Source organism: Tenacibaculum sp. L6, assembly GCF_028823685.1.
GTDB lineage: Bacteria > Bacteroidota > Bacteroidia > Flavobacteriales > Flavobacteriaceae > Polaribacter.
In genome coordinates this window covers 1-2,461 of record NZ_JAPEHZ010000117.1, presented here as the reverse complement: position 1 = coordinate 2,461, position 2,461 = coordinate 1, and the positions used below count along the sequence as shown (strand labels likewise).

Here is a 2,461-nt window from a genome sequence, read left to right as displayed (position 1 = left end):
TGAAAAAGTGTCCTTTTTTGATTCGTTTTTTGGACAAGCAAAAAATGAATGGGGATGAAGAGAAAAGTTTGTTTTTCATCGATGGAAAAAAAGCACAACAAAAAGAAAACCTGTCATTGCGACCCCAATACTTCGGGAGAAGCAATCTGTGAATCGATGAGTTAAAAAGCAATGGGTTTAACTATGTAACTATTTAAAACCTCAATACTCAATACTAATCCCTCAATACTCAACAAACCATACACAAATAATTTTCGACAGAAAATCCCATAAAGTTTAGGTTATTTGTAACTTTGGATTTACATAGAAAACATTCATGAAGAATATATTAGTTACAGGAGCAAGTGGGCAATTAGGTTCAGAAATAAAGGAATTATCATTAAACTATGAGGGTTTTAATTTCTTTTTTGAAGATTCAAAAGGCTTAGATATTACCAATGCTGCTTTTGTGGATGATTATATAGAAAAAAACAAGATTAATGGAGTAATTAATTGTGCAGGATATACAGCAGTGGACAAAGCTGAAGAAGATTCAGAAAATGCTGAAAAAGTAAATGTTTTTGGAGTAGAAAACTTAGTTAATTCAATAAAAAGTAGAGGAGGAAAATTAATTCATATTTCTACCGATTATGTGTTTAATGGTGAAAGTTTTTTACCCTATAAAGAAGAAGATAATATAGCTCCTTTAGGAGTGTATGGAAATACTAAGAGAAGAGGAGAGAAGATTGTAGAGTCTTCATCTATTGAAGCTCTCATAATTAGAACGTCATGGGTATATTCTGCCTACGGAAATAATTTTGTAAAAACGATGATGAGGTTAGGGAAAGAGAAAGAATCACTAAATGTTGTTTATGACCAAATAGGAACTCCAACCTATGCTAGAGATTTAGCGAAAGTATGTTTGCAACTTATTACTTTAGATCGAAAAATAGATAGAGATTCAAAAATATATCATTTTTCGAATGAAGGTATTACTTCATGGTATGATTTTGCAAAAGCAATTATGGAATTTAGTAATTTACCATGTGTAATTAATCCAATAGAATCTAAGGAGTATAAAACATTGGCTAAACGACCTCATTATTCAGTATTGAATAAACAGAACATAAAAAATGATTTTACAATAGAAGTTCCTTACTGGAGAGATTCTTTAAAAGAATGCATAATGAAGATTAAACAAGAAGAAGTAATATGAAAAACATAGTAGTTACAGGAGGAGCAGGTTTTATAGGGTCACATGTAGTTAGGCTATTTGTTAAAAACTACCCTGAATATAATATCATCAATTTAGACCTTCTTACCTATGCAGGAAATTTAGAAAATTTAAAAGATATTGAAGGGAAACCGAATTATACGTTTGTTAAGGCTGATATTTGTGATCATGATACAGTAGCTGGTATTTTTTCAAAATACGAGATAGATGCAGTAATTCACTTAGCAGCTGAATCGCATGTAGATCGATCGATAAAAGATCCTTTCTCTTTTGCAAGAACCAATGTAATGGGAACATTGACTTTATTACAGGCTGCTAAAAATTATTGGGGAGGCAATTTTGAAAACAAGTTATTTTATCACGTGTCTACTGATGAGGTGTATGGATCTTTAGGTGATGAAGGTTTCTTTTTAGAAACCACAGCGTACGATCCACATTCTCCTTATTCGGCATCTAAGGCTTCGTCAGATCATTTTGTAAGGGCTTTTTACGATACCTACGGTTTACCAGTTGTAATTTCAAACTGTTCAAATAATTATGGTGCATATCAGTTTCCAGAAAAGTTAATACCTTTATTTATCAATAATATTTGTAATAACAAGCCTTTACCTGTGTATGGCAAAGGAGATAATGTGAGAGATTGGCTGTTTGTAAACGATCATGCAAGAGCAATTGATGTTATTTTTCATAGAGGAAAATTAGGAGATACTTATAATATAGGTGGATTCAATGAGTGGAAGAATATAGATTTAATTAGGGTATTAATAAAAACAGTAGATAAGCTTCTTGGGAGAGAAGAAGGTACTTCTGAAAAGTTAATTACTTATGTAACAGATAGAGCTGGACACGATTATCGTTACGCTATAGATTCTTCAAAATTAAAAAATGAGTTAGGATGGGAACCTTCTTTACAGTTTGAGGAGGGAATTGAGAAAACGGTAAAATGGTATTTAGAAAATGAAGACTGGGTAAAGAATGTTACTAGCGGAGAGTATCAAAAATACTATCAACAAATGTATGAGCAGTAACTAAGCTACTGTAAAAAAACACTTTTTGACAAACTGAGCCTGTCGAACGGTAATCAAAAAAAATAAGATACGTCATCCTGAACTTGTTTCAGGATCTAATCATATAGAACCGTCAAAAACAACTCCGACCTATTTTCATTTTAGTAGAATTCAAGAAAAAATTTGTCTTTTTCATAAGAATAGGATGCAAAAGCTTCGAGATTCAGGCGTGAAACGCCGC

General features: G+C 32.0%; 2 protein-coding genes. Both read left to right on the top strand.

Going from position 1 to position 2,461, the window contains the following annotated elements:
• Positions 1-316: 316 nt before the first annotated feature.
• Positions 317-1,195: a dTDP-4-dehydrorhamnose reductase gene (gene rfbD / locus OU788_RS12100; RefSeq protein ID WP_274635404.1), complete on the top strand. Its 879-nt coding sequence runs from the start codon at positions 317-319 to the stop codon at positions 1,193-1,195.
• Positions 1,192-2,241: a dTDP-glucose 4,6-dehydratase gene (gene rfbB, locus OU788_RS12095; RefSeq protein WP_274635403.1), complete on the top strand. Its 1,050-nt coding sequence runs from the start codon at positions 1,192-1,194 to the stop codon at positions 2,239-2,241. Before rfbD ends, rfbB begins: the two co-directional genes overlap by 4 nt.
• Positions 2,242-2,461: the final 220 nt, after the last annotated feature.

Bases quoted from the DNA above. Each gene is read 5' to 3' on its own strand.
- rfbD (WP_274635404.1), top strand. From the start codon at position 317: ATGAAGAATATATTAGTTACAGGAGCAAGTGGGCAATTAGGTTCAGAA.
- rfbB (WP_274635403.1), top strand. From the start codon at position 1,192: ATGAAAAACATAGTAGTTACAGGAGGAGCAGGTTTTATAGGGTCACAT.